Raw genomic sequence first — 845 nt, 5'->3', positions numbered from 1 at the left:
ATCCTTGAACAATCCCAACAGATCCCGGTGATCGTGGATTTCTGGGCCAGCTGGTGCCAGCCCTGTCAGCAGATGGCGCCGATACTGGAGCGGCTGGTCAATGAATACCAGGGCAAGGTGCTGCTGGCGAAGGTGAATGCAGATGAACAGCAAATGCTGGCCAGCCAGTTTGGTGTGCGCAGTCTGCCCAGCCTGAAACTGGTGTATCAGGGGCAGCTGGTCAGCGAGCTGGATGGGGCACAGACCGAAGGCGCGTTGCGCCAGTGGTTGGCCCCGGTGGTTGATCCGGAAGCGGCACAGCAACAGCAGGAAGAAGGGTTCATCGAGCAGGTGCGCATGGCCATTGAGGCGGGCCACACGGAGCAGGCGGAAGGCGCGTTACGGCAGACTCTGGAACAGAGCCCGGACAAGCATGCCATTCGTGCCCTGCTGGTGGAATTGCTGCTGGGAGAAGGGCGCCTGGATGATGCCCAGTCGGTGCTGGCGCAAGTGACAGAAGATGCGGAACCGTTACGCCCGTTCCGGGCACGTTTCGCGTTGCTGGAGAAGCTGGAAGGGGCCGGGGAGAGTCTGACGGAGCTGTCTGCCCGTATTGCCGACAAGCCCACGCCGGAAGATCTATATGCCTACGGCTTGCAGGCCGCCGCAGCGGGGCAGTTTCAAGCGGGGCTTGAGGCGCTGTTGCAGCTGTTGCGTAACCACCGTGATTTTCGCGATGGCGTCGCCCGCAGTGCATTGCTGGAAGTGTTCGAATGCCTGCCCAAAGGCGATCCGCTGGCCAGTGAATACCGCCGCAAGATGTTCAATTACCTTTACTGAGCCTCCCGCCCAAGGGCAGCGGCCAT

General features: G+C 61.3%; 1 protein-coding gene. It reads left to right on the top strand.

Translation table 11 applies throughout. The annotated features are described in order from the left end of the window. Nucleotides 1-819, top strand: an 819-nt coding sequence (locus A3754_RS23165; RefSeq protein ID WP_063521466.1) for a tetratricopeptide repeat protein, incomplete at its 5' end; no start/stop codon positions are given. Nucleotides 820-845: the final 26 nt, after the last annotated feature.

This window comes from Alcanivorax sp. HI0083, from assembly GCF_001635175.1.
Note: the sequence above shows the minus strand (reverse complement) of the source record. Positions and strands in the feature narration are given on the sequence as shown.